This is a genomic window from Lysobacter soli, assembly GCF_009755585.1.
In the GTDB taxonomy this organism is placed as follows: Bacteria; Pseudomonadota; Gammaproteobacteria; order Xanthomonadales; family Xanthomonadaceae; genus Lysobacter_J; species Lysobacter_J soli.
In genome coordinates, this window is record NZ_CP046603.1 from 3,792,603 (window position 1) to 3,811,766 (window position 19,164).

General features: G+C 66.8%; 17 protein-coding genes. 11 read left to right on the plus strand and 6 right to left on the minus strand.

The annotated features are described in order from the left end of the window. The first annotated feature begins 150 nt into the window (after positions 1 to 150). The 5 genes from GOY17_RS17295 (at position 151) to GOY17_RS17315 (ending at position 3,701) form a co-directional block, all read left to right on the plus strand. Complete coding sequence (locus GOY17_RS17295) at positions 151 to 744, plus strand: PAAR domain-containing protein (RefSeq protein ID WP_198173731.1); 594 nt, start codon at positions 151 to 153, stop codon at positions 742 to 744. Next, positions 741 to 1,517: a peptidoglycan recognition protein family protein gene (locus GOY17_RS17300; RefSeq protein WP_157031300.1), complete on the plus strand. Its 777-nt coding sequence runs from the start codon at positions 741 to 743 to the stop codon at positions 1,515 to 1,517. The genes GOY17_RS17295 and GOY17_RS17300 overlap by 4 nt, the downstream gene beginning before the upstream one ends. After that, on the plus strand, positions 1,514 to 2,137 hold the full coding sequence (locus GOY17_RS17305) for a hypothetical protein (protein WP_157031301.1): 624 nt from the start codon (positions 1,514 to 1,516) through the stop codon (positions 2,135 to 2,137). The genes GOY17_RS17300 and GOY17_RS17305 overlap by 4 nt, the downstream gene beginning before the upstream one ends. Positions 2,138 to 2,378: 241 nt before the next feature. Next, positions 2,379 to 2,702, plus strand: a complete 324-nt coding sequence (locus tag GOY17_RS19100) for an excalibur calcium-binding domain-containing protein (protein ID WP_198173732.1) — start codon at positions 2,379 to 2,381, stop codon at positions 2,700 to 2,702. Between the two features lie 129 nt (positions 2,703 to 2,831). Then, a complete protein-coding gene (locus GOY17_RS17315; protein WP_157031303.1) occupies positions 2,832 to 3,701 on the plus strand; it encodes a protein NO VEIN domain-containing protein in 870 nt (289 codons plus the stop codon). A gap of 77 nt (positions 3,702 to 3,778) precedes the next feature. Here GOY17_RS17315 and aceE read toward each other — a convergent pair whose 3' ends face one another. Beyond that, on the minus strand, positions 3,779 to 6,478 hold the full coding sequence (aceE, locus tag GOY17_RS17320) for a pyruvate dehydrogenase (acetyl-transferring), homodimeric type (RefSeq protein ID WP_157031304.1): 2,700 nt from the start codon (positions 6,476 to 6,478) through the stop codon (positions 3,779 to 3,781). Between the two features lie 547 nt (positions 6,479 to 7,025). Beyond that, positions 7,026 to 7,370, minus strand: a complete 345-nt coding sequence (locus tag GOY17_RS18860; protein ID WP_198173733.1) for an EF-hand domain-containing protein — start codon at positions 7,368 to 7,370, stop codon at positions 7,026 to 7,028. 55 nt (positions 7,371 to 7,425) lie between these two features. On the opposite strand from GOY17_RS18860, the gene GOY17_RS17330 reads away from it, so the two are divergent. The 3 genes from GOY17_RS17330 to GOY17_RS17340 all read left to right on the plus strand — a co-directional run bounded on the left by GOY17_RS17330 (position 7,426) and on the right by GOY17_RS17340 (position 10,526). After that, complete coding sequence (locus GOY17_RS17330) at positions 7,426 to 9,567, plus strand: TonB-dependent receptor family protein (protein ID WP_198173734.1); 2,142 nt, start codon at positions 7,426 to 7,428, stop codon at positions 9,565 to 9,567. 69 nt (positions 9,568 to 9,636) lie between these two features. Further along, positions 9,637 to 10,146 carry a hypothetical protein gene (locus GOY17_RS17335; protein ID WP_157031307.1) on the plus strand — a complete coding sequence of 170 codons (510 nt, stop codon included), beginning with the start codon at positions 9,637 to 9,639 and terminating at the stop codon, positions 10,144 to 10,146. A 92-nt stretch (positions 10,147 to 10,238) separates the two neighbouring features. Next, positions 10,239 to 10,526 carry a hypothetical protein gene (locus GOY17_RS17340; RefSeq protein WP_157031308.1) on the plus strand — a complete coding sequence of 96 codons (288 nt, stop codon included), beginning with the start codon at positions 10,239 to 10,241 and terminating at the stop codon, positions 10,524 to 10,526. A gap of 140 nt (positions 10,527 to 10,666) precedes the next feature. Here the strand turns inward: GOY17_RS17340 and GOY17_RS17345 are convergent, their stop codons facing one another. The 3 genes from GOY17_RS17345 to rsgA all read right to left on the minus strand — a co-directional run bounded on the left by GOY17_RS17345 (position 10,667) and on the right by rsgA (position 15,530). Further along, on the minus strand, positions 10,667 to 12,961 hold the full coding sequence (locus GOY17_RS17345) for an NADP-dependent malic enzyme (RefSeq protein ID WP_157031309.1): 2,295 nt from the start codon (positions 12,959 to 12,961) through the stop codon (positions 10,667 to 10,669). Between the two features lie 114 nt (positions 12,962 to 13,075). After that, on the minus strand, positions 13,076 to 14,338 hold the full coding sequence (locus GOY17_RS17350) for a flavohemoglobin expression-modulating QEGLA motif protein (RefSeq protein WP_157031310.1): 1,263 nt from the start codon (positions 14,336 to 14,338) through the stop codon (positions 13,076 to 13,078). A gap of 61 nt (positions 14,339 to 14,399) precedes the next feature. Next, on the minus strand, positions 14,400 to 15,530 hold the full coding sequence (gene rsgA / locus GOY17_RS17355) for a ribosome small subunit-dependent GTPase A (RefSeq protein WP_115841986.1): 1,131 nt from the start codon (positions 15,528 to 15,530) through the stop codon (positions 14,400 to 14,402). Between the two features lie 193 nt (positions 15,531 to 15,723). On the opposite strand from rsgA, the gene GOY17_RS17360 reads away from it, so the two are divergent. The 3 genes from GOY17_RS17360 to GOY17_RS17370 are packed head-to-tail and all read left to right on the plus strand — an operon-like array spanning position 15,724 to position 18,309. Next, positions 15,724 to 16,974, plus strand: coding sequence for an aminotransferase class I/II-fold pyridoxal phosphate-dependent enzyme (locus GOY17_RS17360; protein WP_115841987.1), 1,251 nt, complete (start codon positions 15,724 to 15,726; stop codon positions 16,972 to 16,974). Continuing rightward, entirely contained in the window at positions 16,974 to 17,603 is a 630-nt protein-coding gene (locus tag GOY17_RS17365; RefSeq protein ID WP_115841988.1) for an SGNH/GDSL hydrolase family protein, read from the plus strand. The genes GOY17_RS17360 and GOY17_RS17365 overlap by 1 nt, the downstream gene beginning before the upstream one ends. 28 nt (positions 17,604 to 17,631) lie before the next feature. Next, complete coding sequence (locus tag GOY17_RS17370; protein WP_157031788.1) at positions 17,632 to 18,309, plus strand: class I SAM-dependent methyltransferase; 678 nt, start codon at positions 17,632 to 17,634, stop codon at positions 18,307 to 18,309. Here GOY17_RS17370 and GOY17_RS17375 read toward each other — a convergent pair. After that, positions 18,275 to 19,117: a polysaccharide deacetylase family protein gene (locus tag GOY17_RS17375; protein ID WP_157031311.1), complete on the minus strand. Its 843-nt coding sequence runs from the start codon at positions 19,115 to 19,117 to the stop codon at positions 18,275 to 18,277. The genes GOY17_RS17370 and GOY17_RS17375 overlap by 35 nt on opposite strands. Positions 19,118 to 19,164 lie beyond the last annotated feature (47 nt).

Sequence of the window (19,164 nt, forward strand, 5' to 3'; positions counted from 1 at the left end):
CCTTGGGCAGCGAGAGTGCGTGCGGAGGCGCGTGTGATCAACGCGAAGAAGTAGCAGGTGAACTGGCAGTTGGCCCCGCACGTTTTTCGCGTTGCGCCGTCGCCAATGCGTTGTTGTGCTGCGGTTGTTCCCAACAGCAAGGAGCAGCACGTGGCACAGAAGTACCTGATCGTGGTCGGCGACTCGACCACCGCAGGCGGCGAAGCGATCGAAGGCGACCCCGGCTGGGTCATCGAGTGCCTGGATGGCGTATCCCGCCCGCTCGTCCGCGTCAACAACACCGTGATCTGCGGCCAATGCGGCCCGACCAAAGTCGTGCAAGGCGCCACGCTGTTCTTCAGCAACAGCGCATTGGCCGCATACGACGGCTGCCTGCTGGCGTGCGGCCACCAGATGGTTTCGACGAAGCAGCGGCTGCATAGCGTGGAGATTGCGGATGTTTCGCCAAGGAAAGCGTCCCACTCAGTCGGTAGTGCGGCCGCGGCCTTCACGAGCGCGGACATGAGGCCGCAGGAGAAGGCGAAGTACGCACTTCGCTTTCATGCCACCGATTACGAGACGGGCGAGTCCCTGCCGCATTGCCGGTATGTACTCACCCGCGAGGATGGACGAGTCCAGCGAGGACAGTGTGACGAGGACGGGTTGACGGAAGTCATCACGTCAAGCGCTCCAGAGCGGGTGTCAATCCACTTCGTTTTTACCTCTCCCATCGGCAACTCCATTTCCAAGAGCGACCTGTCATGACGTACAGAGCACATGAATTCAGCAGCAGCCCGTTTGATACGGCGGAGAACCTGCGAAGGATTTCGGATGAGCCGGGAAGGGTCGAGACGATCAAGGCAAGGATCAACAACCCTGCCGCCACTCGTGAGGCGATCATTGTCGCGCTGCGTCGTAGCGGCTTCACGTTCAATGAGCGATCCCAATGGAAGGCGAAGCCCGAGGATCCTGCGCGCACGGATGGACCTGACTGGGATTACACCTGCCTCGTACTCCATCACGCCGGGAACAGCTACTCATGCAGCGCCAACGAGCTTGATCAGCTCCGACGGGTTGAGTCCACCGACGTGAAGAAGTTCGGGTACATGAGCTATCACTACGCAATCTCGTGCACCGGCATCATCTACGAGGCACGAGACATCCGTTTCAAGGGTGCACACGTATCCCAAGGCAATACGGGCCGAATTGGAATCGTGCTCTTGAACGACCTCAGCGAACCCGGTGAGGCATACCAGCAGGAGTACAAAGAGAAGCCTCGCGCCGAACAGATCAAGAACGCACCGGAGTTGCTGGCAGATCAGGTGAGCGGCGGCGTCAGCCCGCCACCTCCTGCGCAGGTGCGGGCACTCGCGCAGTTGGTTCACACTCTGAGGAGCTACTTTCCCATTCGAATGCTCGGCGGACACCGCGAGTTCCAAAGACTCGCGAGTCAGGAAGGACGTGCTTGCCCCGGGCTGTTGGGGATGGCGATCGTCAACCGCCTGCGAGCTGAGTTCCGCCTGGAGGCGCCGCAATGAGGCACCTCGGTCGCATTCTTCTGGCTCTTGGAACCGGTTTGGTTCTATGGCTGTTTATTGGCTTCGAGGCCATCGACCACGAGCACACGACCAGCTACCAATTCTTCCTCAAACAGTATCCGTCGTGGACCGTCGTTTATCGCAACCCCGTGCTTTGCGGCGAATGCGACTTGCGCCGCCCTGAAAACATCGGCCGTGAAGCAAACAGACGATTCGAAGCGTTCTGCCGTGTGCGCTTCGACCTCGATCCGGGCCTGTGCTACGCCATCTACGCGATGGACCAAAGACGCGCCGATGAACGAGCCGGACGCGAAAGCATGCGGGCGCGCTTCGATACCTCGCGCGAGGAACTTTCCTGGGCGCCGGGCTTCCCGTACGGAACGCCCGAGGAAGTGGTGGATTTCGCCAGGTCCCGGAACCTGTGCGATTACTTTCGAACCGAGAAGCCGACGCCCGAGCAGCGAGAACGGGCTCTGGAGCTTGAGCTTGGGAAAGCCGCGTATTGCTCCGGAACGGACAAGGCGCTGGCACGCTTACGGGACAAATACGAGGGCGACGAAGAGGTCGCCCGCAAGCTCGCCGAGTACGACTCGGTGGTCGAGCAGAGGAGCAAGCCGTGAACTTGCTCGTTCGGATCCTCGCGGCTCTTCTACTTCCTATTTGCCCTGCCCAGAAGCTGTCAACGCGATCGTCTCGAGAGTCAGCAGGCGAACACGAACAGTTATCTAGCGCGCATGAGCAGATTCTAGGCGACTAGCTTGTAAGCCGAGGCGAATCAGAGGCCGAATAAGGCTTTCCGGTAGAGACGCCGATATGCGACTTACCGACCTCGGCCGGGCCAACCCACATGGGGTCGTGAGTATGAAGTTCATTGTCGGAATCCTCGTTTTTGCCGTGTCCGCATCCGCCTGGTCGCACGGCGGTCGAACCAACTCCGAGGGCTGCCACAGCGATCGAAAGAATGGCGGGTATCACTGCCATGGCGGCGGCAAGTCATCCTCGACTCTCAAATCGCGCGTGCCCCCGACTTCTCCGAACGAGTTCGCGCCCTCGAGATCAGCGGGCGGCACCTATTTCGCCAACTGCTCCGAAGCTCGTGCGGCAGGCGCCGCACCGATTCGTCGTGGCGACGCGGGGTATAGCAGCAAGCTTGACCGAGATGGCGACGGAGTTGCCTGCGAATAGAGGCGGCACAGACCCCGGTGTTGCCACGGGTGAGCTTGCGTATTCCCCGGGCTACGATGCCCGGACCGGGGGGGGGGGGGGGGGGCGAGCCCGTCGCCTGTATCCTGGAGGCACCAAGAGGTGTCTTTTATGGACAACGAACAGGGCGAAACCGGACTTCCGTGGACGCGAGCAGAAGTGGAAGCGACGGTCGCAACATACTTTCAGATGCTGCGCATGCAGGAACTCGGTCAGAAGGCGAACAAGGCCGAACACAACCGGCGTCTACTCGCGGCCCTGCCCGCTCGGAGCATTCAGGCAGTTGAGTACAAGCATCGGAATATAAGCGCTGTCATGAGCCTTTACGGAGCGCAGGCTTTGAGCGGCTATAAGCCTGCGGCCAATTTCCAGCAACTTTTGGTGGAAGTAGTCGGGAATACATTGGCTCAAGACCGAGCGTTTGATGAAGCGGCGCTCCGCAGCGTCGAGAGACCGGCTGAAACTCCGGTCGTAGATAACTTTGAAGATTTCGTGGTGGAGGCGCCAAAGGCAAAGGAGCGCGTACAGGAGCAGCGCGCGGAATGGATACGCAGATCGCCGATCAAGCGTGACTATTTGGAGCGGGAAGCGCGCAACCGCTCGCTCGGCCTGGCCGGGGAGCTCCTTGTCATGGAGTTCGAAGCACGTCGCCTCCATGAGCAAGGCGCCAAACGCTATGTCGATAGAATCGAGCACGTCTCGCAAGTGCGAGGTGACGGCACGGGCTACGACATCCTGTCCTTTGATACTGATGGACGCGAACGCTTCATCGAGGTCAAAACGACTGCGTACATGGCCGAGACCCCATTCTTCGTGACACCGAACGAGCTGGATTTTTCTAGCGAGCAGTCTCGCCAGTTTCACCTCTACCGTCTCTTCGCGTTTCGGAGGAAGCCGCAGATGTTTGTGCTCACAGGACCGGTGGCCGCGAACTGTCTTCTAGAGCCGCATAGCTATCGCGCGACGGTTATCGGAACCTGAAGCGCCGAGGACCGCGCGCAAAAAGGGCGGCCTCTCGGCCGCCCTTCTTCTTAACTACTACGATTTACCGAAACGCCTTACACACCCAGCGGATTCGGCTTCTCGCTATCAATCTTGTACTGCTTGATAGCCCGAGCCACGTCCTTGTTGGTCATCTTCCCTTCCGCCGCCAGGGCCGCGATGGCGGCGTGGGCGATATGGAAGCGGTCGACTTCGAAGTGGCGGCGCAGGTTTTCGCGGGTGTCGCTGCGGCCGAAGCCGTCGGTGCCCAGCACGGTGTAACGCGTGGGGACGAACTCGCGGATCTGGTTGGCGAAGGTGCGCACGTAGTCGGTGGCGGCGATCGCCGGGCCGCTGCGGCCTTCCAGCAACTGGGTGACGTACGGCTTGCGCTGTTCGCCTTCCGGGTTGAGGCGGTTGGCGCGGATCGCGTCTTCGCCGTCACGGGCCAGTTCGGTGAAGCTGGGGCAGGACCAGATGTCGGCGGTGACGCCGAAGTCCTTGTCCAGCAGCTCCGCCGCGGCGATGGCTTCGCGCAGGATGGTGCCGCTACCCATGAGCTGCACGCGCAGCTCGCCCTTCTTCGCCTTGCCGGCGTCCTTGAGCAGGTACATGCCCTTGATGATGCCTTCGGCCGCGCCCTCGGGCATGTCCGGATGGCTGTAGTTCTCGTTCATCAGGGTGAGGTAGTAGTACTCGTCCTGCTGCTCGGTGAGCATGCGCTGCATGCCGTGCTGCAGGATCACCGCGACTTCGAAGCCGAAGGTCGGGTCGTAGCTGCGGCAGTTCGGGATGGCGCTGGCGAGCAGGTGGCTGTGGCCGTCTTCGTGCTGCAGGCCTTCGCCGTTGAGCGTGGTGCGGCCGGCAGTGGCGCCCAGCAGGAAGCCGCGAGCGCGCATGTCCGCCGCCTGCCACGCGCTGTCGCCGATGCGCTGGAAGCCGAACATCGAGTAGTAGATGTAGAACGGCAGCATCGGCAGGTCGTTGGTGCTGTAGCTGGTGGCCGCGGCCATCCAGCTGGTGAACGCACCGGCTTCGGTGATGCCTTCTTCCAGCACCTGGCCGGCCGCGTCTTCGCGGTAGTACATCAGCTGGTCGCGATCGACCGGCTTGTACTTCTGGCCGTGCGGCGCGTAGATGCCGATCTGGCGGAACAGGCCTTCCATGCCGAAGGTGCGCGCTTCGTCGGCGACGATCGGCACGCAGCGCGGGCCGACCTGCTTGTCGCGCAGGATGATGTTGAGCGACTGCACGAACGACATCGTGGTGCTGATCTCGCGATCGCCGGTGCTCTTGAGCAGGCGGTCGAAGGCTTCGAGCTTGGGCACTTCCAGCGTCTGGCTGCTCTTGCGGCGGCGCTGCGGCAGGTAGCCGCCGAGCTGCTTGCGACGCTCGTGCATGTACTCGATTTCAGGCGACTTCTCGCCCGGGTGGAAGAACGGCACCTTGCCGTCGGCCAGCTGCGCGTCGGTCACCGGGATGTTGAAGCGGTCGCGGAAGATGCGGACGGCTTCGTCGTCGAGCTTCTTGGTCTGGTGCGTGGGGTTGAGCGACTCGCCGGCCGCGCCCATGCCGTAGCCCTTCACCGTCTTGGCGAGGATCACGGTGGGCATGCCCTTGGTGTTCACCGCTTCGTGGTACGCGGCGTAGACCTTGTGCGGGTCGTGGCCGCCGCGGTTGAGGCGCCAGATGTCGTCGTCGGACAGGTTCGCCACCAGCTGCGCGGTTTCGGGGTACTTGCCGAAGAAGTTCTCGCGCGTGTACTTGCCGCCGAAGGCCTTGCAGTTCTGGTATTCGCCGTCGACGGTTTCCATCATCAGCTGGCGCAGCTTGCCGCTGGTGTCGCGCGCCAGGAGCGGATCCCAGTAGCTGCCCCAGATGGTCTTGATGACGTTCCAGCCGGCGCCGCGGAACTGGCCTTCCAGTTCCTGGATGATCTTGCCGTTGCCGCGCACCGGGCCGTCCAGGCGCTGCAGATTGCAGTTGATGACGAAGACCAGGTTGTCCAGGCCTTCGCGACCGGCTACGGAGATGGCGCCGAGCGATTCGGGCTCGTCCGTCTCACCGTCGCCGAGGAACGCCCACACCTTGCGGTCGCTCTTGGGCAGCAGGCCGCGGCCTTCCAGGTACTTCCAGTTGCGCGCCTGGTAGATCGCCGCGAGCGGGCCCAGGCCCATCGACACGGTCGGCACCTGCCAGTAGTCGGGCATCAGCCAGGGATGCGGGTACGACGAGATGCCGCGGCCGTCGACTTCCATGCGGAAGTTGTCGAGCTGCGATTCGCTCATGCGGCCTTCGAGGAACGAACGGGCGTAGATGCCCGGCGAGCTGTGGCCCTGCACGCCGATGACGTCGCCCGGGTGGTCGCCGTCCGGGCCGCGCCAGAAGTGGTTGAAACCCACGTCATAGAGCGTGGCGGCGGAGGCGAACGACGCGATGTGGCCGCCGAGTTCGCCCGGCTTGCGGTTGGCGCGCACGACCATGGCGAGCGCGTTCCAGCGGATGATCGAGCGGATGCGCCATTCCATCGCGTGGTCGCCGGGGCTCTTGGCCTCCAGGTGCGCGGGAATGGTGTTGATGTATTCGGTGGTCGGCTGGAACGGCAGGTGCGCGCCGGCGCGGCGCGTGACTTCGACCATGCCTTCGAGCAGCTGGTGGGCGCGCTCGGCGCCGTCGCGCGCGATGACCGCCTGGACGGACTCGATCCACTCGCGGGTTTCGGTGGGGTCCGGGTCGTTCTGGATCAGGTCGTTGATGACAGCGTGGAGAGACGTCATGCGTATCGCGGCCCCTATTGGCCGCGCCTCGTGTGGGGACGGGTTAGAGCATCGATTCTAACAGCCGGACCTGCCCCGCCGGACCCCGTGGGTGGGCCACTTCGTTGCTACGAAAGGCGAATGGCGGCGCGGGGTTGCGTACGGGGGCGGATGCTTTTAGCCCCTCTCCCAGCGGGAGAGGGGTTGGGGTGAGGGGCGGGGCGCGAGACTGCGCTCGCACTGGCGATGTTTTCGGCCGCTGCAAGTCATGGATTCCCGCCTTCGCGGAATGACGTGATGAGGCGGATCGCGTGCGGGCCTGGGTCCCGGCGTTCGCCGGGATGACGGTGTAGGCCGGGATGACGATGTAGTTGGGGAATGGCGATCACGCCGATGCCAGGATCACGCCGTCTCTTGGCCCCTCTCCCGCCTGCGGGAGAGGGGTTGGGGTGAGGGCGCAGGCGGCGATATCGACGGACTTGCCCTCACCCTAACCCTCTCCCGCGCGCGGGAGAGGGGACCACAAGCGCTGCACCGAACCGGTGGAATCGCCGCGCCAGCAGCCGCCTCACCTCACCGGCGGAATCGCCGCGCCCAGCACCTGGCGCTGGAAGTCGGTCATCTCCTTGCGGGTGACGCTCCCATCGTGGTCAGCGTCCATGTGCTCGAACAGCGCGCGGGCGCCGGCGGCGTGTTCGGCGGCGGTGACCACGCCGTCACCGTCCAGGTCCATCGGCATCGGGTCGTCGATGGGCGGCTCGGGCGACACGGGCGGCGCGGCGGGCGCAGGCTGCGTTGCCGGATCGGGCGGAACCACCGGGGCCGGGGTCGTCGGTGAGCTCGTTTGCGCCGAGATGACGATGGGCACGGCCACAATGGCCAGAACGAGCATTGCGCGGATTGCGACCTTCATGACCCCACCCCAGCAGGACGATTCCGGCCGACACCCTAGCGGGGCGGCTGTGTGCGTGATTTCACGGCGTAAGCGGCCCGCTCCGGCCGCGTACGTCCCGGCCACCGCCCCCCTCGCGCTCGCACTGGCGACACTGCTCTTCCACTCCCCTGCCCCGGCGCAGTCGGTTTCGGCCGAAGCCACCACGCTCGACACCGTCGAAGTGCTCGGCGCGCGGCATTCGCTGGCTGATTTCCCCGGTTCGATCAGCGTCATCGAAGGCGACACGCTGCGTGCCGGCCAGCGGCAGGTGTCGTTGGCCGAATCGCTCGTGCGCGCGCCCGGCATCACCGTGCTCGATCGACAGAACTACGCGCAGGACCTGCAGGTGCAGAGTCGCGGCTTCGGCGCGCGCTCCACGTTCGGCATTCGCGGGATCAAGCTGATCGTCGATGGCATTCCCTCGTCGGCGCTCGACGGGCAGGGGCAGGCGGCAAGCTTTCCGCTGAGCGCACTCGACCGCATCCAGGTGCTGCGCGGCCCGCTGGCGCTGCAATACGGCAACGCGGCTGGCGGGGCGATCATCGGCGAAACCGCGTTCGATGGCCCCGCCGCCGAAGTCGAAGGCTGGATCGGTTCGAATGCCACCGCGCGCATGGCGGCCGGTTTCGAAGGAGCAAGTGCGAACGACGCGTGGCAATGGCGCGCGCTCGGCAGCTGGTTCACCACCGACGGCGATCGCCCGCACAGCGCGGCCGAACGCGCGCAACTCGACGGCGTCGCGCAGTACACGCCGAACGATCACGCGCGACTGCGCATCGTCGCCGGCGCGCTGAGCCAGCCGTATACCGACGACCCGCTCGGCCTCACGCGCGAGCAGTGGGAACGCGATCCGCACGGCACCGATCCTGTCGCCGAACAGTTCGACACGCGCAAGAAGATCGACAACGCGCAGCTCGGCGCGCGATGGGAAGACGAATACGCGCCGGGCCGCGAGTATTGGATCGGCGGTTACGGCGTGACGCGCGACGTCGTGCAGTTCCTCGCGATCCCGCCGGTCGCGCAGCGCGCGCCGAGCAGCGCGGGAGGCGTGATCGACCTTGGTCGTCGTTCATCCGGCGTCGACGCGGGGCATCGCTGGGAATTCGCGCGCGGCGCACTGACGCTCGGCGCCGAAGCGGGTTGGCTCGACGAACAACGCCGCGGCTACGAGAACTTCGTCGGCGACGAACTCGGCGTGCGCGGACGGCTGCGTCGCGACGAGGACAACGGCATCCGCAGCACGGAGGCGTTCGTGCTCGGTGAACTGCGACCCGCGCAGGACTGGACCGTGCTCGGTGCGGTGCGTCGCGCGAAGCTGCGCTTCGAATCGGACGATCACTACATCGCGCCCGGCAATGGCGACGACAGCGGCTCGCTCGATTACGGCGAAACCGCGGCGGCGCTGGGCGTGTCGCGCGCGTTCGGCGATGGCGAGGTGTTCGCCAGCGTCGGCCACGGCTTCGAAACGCCGACGGTGACCGAGCTCGCGTATCGCCCCGACGGCAGCGCCGGTTTCAACACCGAACTCGAGCCGGCGCAGTTCGACACGGCGGAAATCGGTGCGCGCTGGCGGTTTTCCGCTGGCAAGGCGAGCGTGTCGGCGTATCGCATCGATGGCGAGGACGAGATCGTGCCGGCCGACAATCGCGGCGGCCGTGCGAGTTTCGCCAACGCCGGACGCACGCGGCGCGAAGGCATCGAAGCGGGTTTCGAAGGCCGCTTCCATCCGCAATGGTCGTACGCGCTCACCGCCAACTGGCTCCGCGCACGCTTCACCGAAAGCTTCTCGTACACCGTGCTGACCAGCGGCGTGGAGCGTGTGCAGGTGGTGGAGGCCGGCAACCGCATCCCCGGCATTCCGCGCGCCGACGGTTACGCCGAACTGGCCTGGAACACGCACGACGGCCGCACCAGTGCCGCCGTCGAGATGCGCGCGAGCGAAGGCATACCGACAGATGACCGCAATACGGATGCGTCGAACGGCTACGCGACGTTCGCGCTGCGACTGCAGTGGCGGGCGGCAAACAGCGGGTGGTACGGATTCGCGCGCGTGGACAACGTGTTCGACCGCGATTACGTGGGCTCGGTGATCGTGAACGAAGGCAACGCACGGTATTTCGAACCTGCGCCGGGGCGCGCTTTCACGCTGGGACTGGGCTGGAGGGCGGGCGGCTGAACGGCATCGCGCGGCCGCGACGCACGCCGCGCTAGGTTGGGCGGGAGCGTTTCGGCCACGGAGGCAACCATGCGCGCGCGATCATGCGTCCGGATGCGGCGCGATGCACTGACCGCGTGTTGCATCGCGCTTGCGCTCGCGGCGTGCGGTACGACGCCGGCGCCCGTGGCGGTACCTTCGAAGGAGGAAGCGCGCGAGCAGCCGATTCCGACCGTTGTGGTCACGCGCGGCGAGTTCACGCTCGCGGCCGACAAGCTCGACGTGTGGAACGCCGTCGGACAGATCGTCGTGAATGCGCGCGGCGTGGAGTATCTCGGGCGCGCGCAGATGCTCGACCTCTATTCGCTGCGTTATCGCGGCGTGGAGTTCCTCGTGCTGACCAAGGCGATGACCGCCGCCGAAACCGGCAACGTCATCCGCACGCGCGTCACCGCACGGACGCCGGCGGGCAAACCCATCGACAACGATGCGACGGCGGAGGTACTCGCAATGCTGCAGCGCGCGTTGCCGGCCGAGGTGGAGCGCGTCCGTGCGCAGCAGGCGAAGCAGAAGAAGAAACCCGTGAAGCGCGCCAAGTAGTGCGGCGGATGCACGACTCATGCACGCGATATCGACTGCCGCCTCACGCTTGGCGACCTAGCCTGAGCACGTCTTCCATCGAGGAACGCGGGATGAAGCAGCTCACCGACAAGCACAAGGGCGATACGCGCAGCGGCGTCGGCCGCCAGCCCGAGCGCGACGAACTGGGCCGTCGTCCGACGGAACTGGAGGAAGCCTCCTCGGAAGAGGAAGGCCTGACGCGCGTGGAAGGCGTTCCGAACGGCGGCATGAATCCGGAAGTCGGCGAGCTCGATGCCGATGCGGACGCCGAGCGCGATCCGGACGCGGACGACGACCAGGACGACGGCGACGACAACTCGCTGCCGGGGAAGATGGGGGGAGGATTGCTGGGGGCGTAGCGGGCGCTTTGCCCTCACCCCAACCCCTCTCCCGCACGCGGGAGAGGGGTACAAAGCGAATGGATCGTTCAAGCCCTCCTGCTCCCTGAGCCCCTCTCCCGTTTACGGGAGAGGGGTTGGGGTGAGGGCAATCGCCGCGATTATTGCGACGAAAGCGACGCGCGGATCTGCGCGTCCACGGCCGCGATGGCCGTCATGTTCACCACGCGGCGCGGCGTCGAGGCCGGCGTCAGGATGTGCGCCGGCTTGTCCAGGCCCATCAGGATCGGGCCGATCGCCACGCCTTCGGTCATCACGCGCACCATGTTGTAGGTGATGTTCGCGGCGTCGAGGTTGGGCATCACGAACAGGTTCGCGCGGCCCTTCAGCAGGGTGTTCGGGAAGATGCGGTGGCGCAGCTCCTCGTCCCACGCGGTGTCGGCCTGCATCTCGCCGTCGACTTCGAGCTTGGGATAACGCTGCTTGATGAGCTGGAACACGCGGCGCATCTTCGCCGCCGACGGGTTGTCGTGGCTGCCGTAGTTGCTGTGCGACAGCAACGCGACCTTCGGCTCGATGCCGAACAGCTTCAGGCGGAACGACGCCTGCAGCGTTGCCTCGGCGATCTGCTCGGCGGTCGGATCGCACTGCACGTGCGTATCGAGGAAGAACCACACGCCCTGGTCGTTGATGACGCCGGTCATCGCCGACGTGCCGGTCACGCCCGGGTCGAAATCGAACACGCTGCGCAGGTAACCGAGCTTCTTGTGGAAGCGACCGACCAGGCCGCAGATCATCGCGTCGGCTTCGCCGCGTTCGACCATGAGCGCGGCGATCAGCGTCGGACGCGAACGCAGCAGGTTCTTCGCCGCCGCCGGCGACACGCCGCGGCGTTCGGTCAGCGCGTGGTACTGCTGCCAGTAGTCGTTGAAGCGCGGGTCGTCGTTGATGTTGGTCAGTTCGAAATCGACGCCCACGCGCATGCGTAGGCCCAGGCGCTTGATGCGCGTGTCGATGACGTCCGGGCGGCCGATGAGGATCGGCCACGCGAGCTTCTCGTCGATCACCGTCTGCACGGCGCGCAGCACGGTTTCCTCTTCACCTTCGGCGTAGACGACGCGCTTGAGGTCGCTGCGCGCGCGGTCGTACACGGGCTTCATCACCAGGCCCGTGCGGTAGATGAAGGTGCCGAGCTTTTCCTCGTACGCGCGCATGTCCTCGATGGGACGCGTGGCGACGCCCGATTCCATCGCGGCGCGGGCCACGGCGGGGGCGAGCTTCACCAGCAGGCGCGGATCGAACGGGCGCGGGATCAGGTATTCGGCGCCGAATTCCGGCGCTTCGCCGCCGTAGGCCGCGCCGAGGTCGGCCGATTCCTCGCGCGCCAGCTGCGCGATGGCGCGCACGCAGGCGAGCTTCATCGCCTCGTTGATGCCCGTGGCGCCCACGTCCAGCGCGCCGCGGAAGATGTACGGGAAGCACAGCGCGTTGTTGACCTGGTTCGGGTAGTCCGACCGGCCCGTCGCGATGATGCAGTCCGGACGCACGGCCTTCGCGTCTTCCGGGAGGATTTCCGGATAGGGATTGGCCAGGGCCAGGATCACCGGGCGGTCGGCCATCGTGGCGACCATGTCCGGCTTGAGGATGCCGCCGGCCGACAGGCCCAGGAACACGTCGGCGCCGCTGACGATTTCCGCCAGCGAGCGCGCGCTGGTGTCGCTGGCGTAGCGCGCCTTGTCGGGATCCAGGTGTTCGCGGCCGCGGAAGATCACGCCATCGCGGTCGAACGCGATGATGTTCTCCTTCTTCAGGCCCAGCGCCACCAGCATGTCCAGGCACGCGATGCCCGCCGCGCCGGCGCCGGTGGTGGCGAGCTTCACGTCCTCGATCTTCTTGCCGACCACTTCCAGCGCGTTGAGCACCGCGGCGCCGACGATGATCGCCGTGCCGTGCTGGTCATCGTGGAACACCGGGATCTTCATGCGCTCGCGCAGCTTGCGCTCGACGATGAAGCACTCCGGTGCCTTGATGTCTTCCAGATTGATGCCGCCGAAGGTCGGTTCCAGCGAGGCGATGATGTCGACCAGCTTGTCCGGATCGCGCTCGTCGATCTCGACGTCGAACACGTCGATGCCGGCGAACTTCTGGAACAGCACGCCCTTGCCTTCCATCACCGGCTTGCCGGCGAGCGGGCCGATGTCGCCCAGGCCCAGCACGGCCGTGCCGTTGCTGATCACCGCCACCAGGTTGCCGCGCGCGGTGAGTTCGCTGGCGCGGTTGGGGTCTTCCACGATCGCCTCGCAGGCGAAGGCCACGCCGGGCGAATACGCCAGGGCGAGGTCGCGCTGGGTCACCATCGGCTTGGTCGCGGTGACCTTGATCTTCCCGGGCGGGCTGAGGCGGTGGTAGTCGAGCGCGGCCTGCTTGAGCTCGTTGGACGACGATTGTTCGGACATCAGGGCGAAAACCACGGGCGGGCCGGTGATTCTAGCCGCTTAACGCCGGGACCGAAGACGCCACGGTATGGCGGAAACGCGCCGTGGCTCCCGGATCGGAGCAGCCGAGGGGCCCTAGAGGTCCGGCACGTGGCCGTCGGCGACGATCTTGTCCAGGCGAATCCGGTTGGCGAAGAGCGAGAACGCGAGCATGCCGGCGAGGCCATTGGCGCGCGCGACCCAGTGCGGCAGCCAGCGCGCGGGCTTGAGCACGCCGCTGGCGAACAGCGGCTCGAAGCGCTGCACGTCGGCCAGCGTCATCTTGCCGGCGAACAGCCAGCGGCACAGTTGCAGCTTGCGTTCGCGCAGCGCCCAGCGGAAGAACGTGTGCACGCCCAGCAGGCCGCGCAGGTAGACGACGTCCTTCGTGAACGCGGTGCCCCCGGTGGTCGGCACGCCGCGGAACACGCGCTGCGCCGAGGCGAAGCTGTCCTCCGGCTTCTGCCCCGAATCGAGGAAGAAGCGGAAGACCTCGATGAAATCGGCGCCATTGAGCGCCATCGCCACCGCCTCGATGCGCAGGCTGATGCGCTTCATGCGGCCGATGTCGATGCTGCCGGTGATCTGTTCGGCGAACGTCGCCAGCCCTTCCTGCGTGGCGGTGACCCGCGGCGAGGACAGCGCCAGGCTCGGAATCAGCGGCTGCTCGCGGCCGTTGAGCGCCGTGAGCGAATGCACGAACGCCTCGTGCTGCAGCAGCTGGTGCCGGTCGTAATCGCTGAAGGCGGCGCCAAAACGCAGGCGGATGCGGGTGGCGCCGGCGGCGGCCTTGGCGATCAGGTCCGGATCGAGCACCACGTCGATCACGCGGCCGTCGAAGTAGTCGTCCAGCTCGCGCTGCAGCTGCAACTGCAGCGCGGTGGCGGAGATGGTGACGTGCTCGGCCGGCGCCATCAGCTCGTGGTCGAGTTCGTCGGCGATGGAGATGAAATGCCGCGCCGCATCGCGCGTGGTCGGGCCGTCGCCGGGCAGGCACTGGTCGGGACGGCCGAACAGCTGGATCGAGAGATCGCCGACCGTCGTCGTGCCCACGTTCTCGCATAGCGAGGCGGCGATCGACCAGCTGCGCGCCGACTCCATCAGGTAGATGCCGAGCGGATGCGAGGGATCGGCGGCACTGGCGATCGCGTCCAGTTCGGCGCGCGCGTGGCTGAAGTCGAGCTTCGGGTATTCGGGCTGCGGCAGTCTGACGACGCCGCGGGCGTAATCGGCGAGGAAGTTCACTTCCTGCCCGGCGGGCCAGCTCACCAGGGCGAGCAGGCGGATGTCCCTCACGGCGTCGACCATGCGCGCGTCGAGCGCGGCGTGGTGGGCGATGTCGGGGGAGACGTTGTCCATTGCTTCCTACTCCTCCCCCTGCATGCAGGGGGAGGGAGCAAATCTGCAGCAGAGCGCGCGCTCAATGCCGCCCATACTTCTCGTCCAGCCGCTTGTTCAGCGCCTTGCCCTGCACTTTCTCGTCGGCCTTCTGCGCGCGGCGGTTCGCGAGCTTGTTCGCCGCGCCGGCCACTTCATCGCTGAGCTTGAGGTAGTTGGCGAAGCGCTGGGGATCGAGCTTTCCCGCTTCGATCGCCGCGCGCACCGCGCAACCGGGCTCCTTGGCATGCTTGCAGTCGCGGAAGCGGCACTGCTCGGCGAGCGCTTCGATGTCGCTGAAATTCTCGGCGACGTCTTCCTCGCCGGTCGGCTTGAGCTCGCGCATGCCGGGCGTGTCGATCAGGCAGGCGCCCGACGGCAACGGGATCAGCGCGCGGTGCGTGGTGGTGTGGCGACCGCGCGAATCGTGTTCGCGAACCTCGCCGGTCTTCATCTTCTCGATGCCCAGCAGCGTGTTGGTCAGCGTGGACTTGCCGGCGCCGGAGCTGCCGACCAGCACCGCCGTGCGGCCCGGGCCGAGCCATTCGTTGAGCGTCGCAACGCTGGCCGGATCCTTCGCGTTGACCGCGCGCACGGCGACGCCCTGCGCGGCCAGTTCGACGAGGGTGGACATCGCCTCGTCCGCGTCGGCCGCCTCCGCCTGGTCGGCCTTGGTCAGCACGACCACCGGCTCCACGCCGCCGCCGCGGACCAGCAGCAGGTAGCGCTCGATGCGGCGCGGGTTGAAGTCCGCGTCCAGCCCGCACACGACGAAAACGGTGTCGACGTTCGCCGCGATGAGCTGCTGCTGGTAGTGCTCGCCCGCCGCGCCGCGCTTGATCGTGGTCCGCCGCGGCAGCAATGCCACGGCCTTTTTGCCTTCGATCAGGAGCCAGTCGCCCACGCCCGGGCGCTGGTCGATGGTGACCGTGCCCTTGCGGTAGCCCGGCGGCCGCTGCCATTCGGGCAGCGATTCGACAGGGAAACCGGTGTCGGGGCCGTCGGCGACGATGTAACCGCTGCGGTGCTGCTCGACCACGCGCGCCGGTCGGGCCTGGGGATGGGCGGCCATCAGCTCGCGCCACTGGGCCTCGGGGCCTGATGCGCCCTCTGGCGCCGGCGCGTCCGCGGACAGCGGCCAGCCGATCGCCTGGAGGGCGTCGAAAGAGGACATCAAGCGCGTCGGAAGGTTGGGGCCATGGCCCGGGATTCTAGTGCGCCGCGCGCGACGGTGGGCGCGCGGACGCATGCTTGTGCGAATCGCGTTGGAAGTTTCGAAGGAGATCGCCTCCGAAATGGCGCGTTTCGCTGTTCTCGCGCCCGGTTTGGGCTAGTCTGGCCCTCCGAATCCCATTCCTGCCGCTGCAATGTCCCTGCCCCCCGTGAAGACCCGCGAACGCCTGTCCGAAGTCCGTTACGAGATCCGCGGTGAACTGGCACGGCGAGCCCGCGAGCTGGAGGGCCAGGGGCGCAAGCTGATCAAGCTCAACATCGGCAACCCGGGCGCGTTCGGTTTCCGCGCGCCGGAGCACCTGCAGCGCGCGATCGCCGACCGCATCAGCGATACCGACCCCTACACGCACCAGCAGGGCCTGCCACAGGCGCGCGAGGCCATCGCCGCGTTCCACAAGCAGCGCGGCACGCCGAACGCGAGCCCGGAGCGCGTGTTCGTCGGCAACGGCGTGAGCGAGCTGATCGACCTGTCGCTGCGCGCACTGCTCAATCCCGGCGACGAAGTGCTGCTGCCCTCGCCCGACTACCCGCTGTGGTCGGCCGCGACCATCCTCAACGACGGGCGCCCGGTCTATTACCGCTGCCTGCCGGAAAACGGCTTCCTGCCCGATCCGGACGAAATCGCGTCGCTGGTATCCAGCCGCACGCGCGCCATCGTGCTGATCAACCCGAACAATCCGACCGGTGCCGCGTATCCGCGCGAGCTGCTGGAGCAGATCGTCGCCATCGCGCAGCGCCACAAGTTGCTGCTGATGTGCGACGAGATCTACGACTCGATCCTTTACGGCGATGCGAAGTTCGAGCCGATCGCGCCGATCGCCGGCGACCTGCCGTGCCTGTCCTTCGGCGGCCTGAGCAAGGTGCATCGCGCCTGCGGCTGGCGAGTGGGCTGGGCAGTGCTGTCGGGCGACCCGGTCGCCAGCGGCAACCTGCATCACGCGATGGACCTGCTCGGTGCGCTGCGCCTGTGCGCCAACGTGCCGGGCCAGTTCGCCATCGAAGCGGCGCTGCACGGCGAAGACACCATCGCGCCGCTGTGCGCGCCGGGTGGTCGCCTGTTCGAGGCGCGCCGCGCGGTGATCGAGAGCATCGAGCAGAGCCGCCACCTCGAACTCGTCGCGCCGGCCGGCGCGCTGTATGCGTTCCCGGCGGTGACGGGCGCGGCGGCGCAGGGCTTCGACGATCACCGTTTCGCGCTGGAACTGCTGGAAACCGAAGACGTCCTCGTCGTGCCGGGTTCGAGCTTCAACGTGCCGTACCGCAACCATTTCCGCGTGACGTTGCTGCCGCAGCCCGACGACCTGCGCGAAGTGTTCCGCCGCGTCGAACGCCTGCTCGACCGCTACGCGCAGGCCGATGCCGACGCGCAGGTCGCGGTGGCCTGATGGCGAACGCGCCCGCCACCGCGCTGTCCTTCCTCGCCCTGGGCGACAGTTACACCATCGGCGAAGGCGTGCCCGAAAGCGGCCGCTGGCCGGTGCAGCTGGCCAAGGCGCTGCGCGAAGAGGGCATCGCGCTGGCCGATCCGCGCATCATCGCGACCACCGGCTGGACCACCGACGAGCTCGCGTGGGGCATCGATGGCGCCGAACCGCTGGGCGAATGGGATTTCGTCACGCTGCTGATCGGCGTGAACAACCAGTACCGCGGGCGCAGCGCGATCGACTTCCGCGGCGAGTTCGAAACGCTGCTGCAGCGCGCGATCCGCTACGCGCGCGGTCGCGCCGACCGCGTTCTCGTGCTGTCGATTCCCGACTGGGGCGTGACGCCGTTCGTGAAGACGACCCAGGCGACACCGGAACAGGTCGCCACCGAACTCGACGCCTACAACGCCGCCGCGCAGGTCGTGTGCGAGGCGCACGAGGTCGCGTACGTCGACATCACGCCGATCTCGCGCGAACGCGGCGCCGAGCCGGAGATGCTCGCCGACGACGGGCTGCATCCGTCTGCCGCGATGTACACGCTGTGGACCGCGCTGGCGCTGCCGGCCGCGCGTTCGCTGCTGCAACGCTGAAGGAGCCCACGTGAACGCAGACGGCCTGATGGTCCGCCCGCTTCCGCCGCAGCGCGCGGACGACATCGCGCGTGCATTCCTGCCGCGCTGGTACATCCGCTACGACTACTACTACGCGCGCACCAAGCTCGGCACCGATCCACTGTACCCCGGCGTGTGCGACGTGCTGCGCGGCACGCGCGCGCCGCTGCTGGACATCGGCTGCGGACTCGGCCTGCTCGCGCATGCGCTGCGTGCCGACGGTCAAACCATGTCGTATCGCGGGTTCGACAACGATGCGAGCAAGGTCGAACGCGGCCGTCGCGCCGCGGCGCGTTGCGGGCTCGACGGCGTGGAATTCGGCACGGCGGACCTCGGCGCGCAACTGCCCGCGCATCGCGGAAGCGTGGCGCTGCTCGACGTGATGCAGTTCGTGCCCGAAGACGCGCAGATGCGCGCCATCGACACCTGCATCGGCATGCTCGAACCCGGCGCGAAGCTCGTGATCCGCACGGGCTTGGCCGACGGGAGCCATCGCGCGCAGGTCACCCGCGCGGTGGACGTGTTCGCCAAGGTCGTCGGCTGGATGAACGCCGCGCCGATCCACTATCCCGACGCGGACATGCTGCGCGCGCGCTTCGATGCCGCCGGCCTGCGTTCGGAGTTCGTGTCGCTGCGCGGCAACACGCCGTTCAACAATTTCCGGATCGTGGCATCGCGCGATTAAGCGGTTCGCCGCCTCGGGTTGCAGGAGCCGGTTCGAGTTCCTCCGGCAACACCGTCCCGAAACCGAGCGCCTTCAATCGCACAAGCAGCGTCGCCAGCGTTTCGACGTTGCGGCCGTGCGCGGCGCCTTCGTGCAGCAGCACGATCGCACCGGGCGCAAGGTCGCGTTCGATGCGCGCCACCACGCCGGCCGGATCGCGCAGCACGGCGTCGTAACCCCGCGCCGACCACGCCACGCGCGCGAGGTCGTGGCGCTTCAGCGAGGCGGCGACGAACGGATTCGACATGCCCACCACCGCGCGGAACCAGCGCGGTCGCGCGCCCGTGAGGAAGGTGAGCGCCGCCTGCGCCTGGTCGATCTGTTGGCGCATTGCCCGCGGCGGCAGCGCCCAGAACCACGCCTGCGGATGCGTGTGGCTGTGCTGCCCGATGCCGTGGCCGCGACGGACGATCTCGGCGACCAGCTCCGGCCGCGCCTGCGCGCGCTCGCCGACCAGGAAGAATGTCGCCTTGGCGTCGTGCTGGTCGAGCAGGTCGAGCACCGCGCGCGTGTCGTCGGACGGTCCGTCGTCGATGGTCAGCCAGACGACGCGCTCGTTCGTCGGCAACCGGCTTAACACCGGGCTGAGCAGGCGGGATTGCGGGCGCAATGTGGCCCAGACGAGCGCGCCATGGGTGATCAGCAGCGCGGGCAGGCCGGCCTTCCAGCCCCAGAGCCACCAGATCGCCACGACGGCGACTTGCGAGAGTCCGAAGATCCAGGCCCAGGCGTGCGGGTGGCGGGGCGGCTGGTGGAGGGGCGTGGGCATGGGGGGATGGTACGCAACTCGCGGGGCGCACTTCGTTTTAGCCCCTC